The following is a 533-nucleotide window of genomic DNA, read 5'->3' as shown; positions in this document are numbered from 1 at the left end:
GGAAGATCCGTCCAGGAATTAACGCTAAGGATGATCTTGGGGGTGGGGCGGCGAGCGCGTGGTGAGGGCCCGTACGGTGTCCGGCTGTGCCCGTCGAGTTCCTATCCGATGATCAGGCCGTCGCGTACGAGCGGTTCGTTGGCGACCTCACCCGCTCGGAGTTGGAGGGCTTCTTTGTGCTCGACGGCACCGCGCTGGACCTGATCGCGAACAAGCGCGGGGCGCACAACCGGCTCGGGTTCGGGCTTCAGATCGGGACCGTGCGCTACCTGGGTCACTTCCTGACCGAGGACCCGCTGGATGCGCCCTGGTCAGCGGTGGAGTACATCGCCAGCCAGTTGGACATCGCGGACCCCTCGGTCATTAAGCGGTACACCGAGCGACGACCGACGGCGTATGAGCACTCGTGGGAGATCCGGGCGGCGTTCGGGTACCGCGACTTCGCCGACCCGGGGGTACACGACCCGCTCGTGGAGTTCGTGTCCGCCCGGGCCTGGATCCACGCCGAGGGCGCGGTGGCGCTGTTCGAGCAG

Annotated in this window: 1 protein-coding gene; it reads left to right on the top strand. The window is 67.0% G+C overall.

Features of this window, described 5'->3' with window-relative positions; translation table 11 throughout:
- Positions 1 to 86 precede the first annotated feature (86 nt).
- Positions 87 to 533: DUF4158 domain-containing protein (locus F8271_RS31765; RefSeq protein WP_151493441.1), on the top strand; the 447-nt coding region annotated here is incomplete at its 3' end.

The organism is Micromonospora sp. ALFpr18c (genome assembly GCF_008868155.1).
Classification (GTDB): Bacteria; Actinomycetota; Actinomycetes; order Mycobacteriales; family Micromonosporaceae; genus Micromonospora.
Note: the sequence above shows the minus strand (reverse complement) of the source record. Positions and strands in the feature narration are given on the sequence as shown.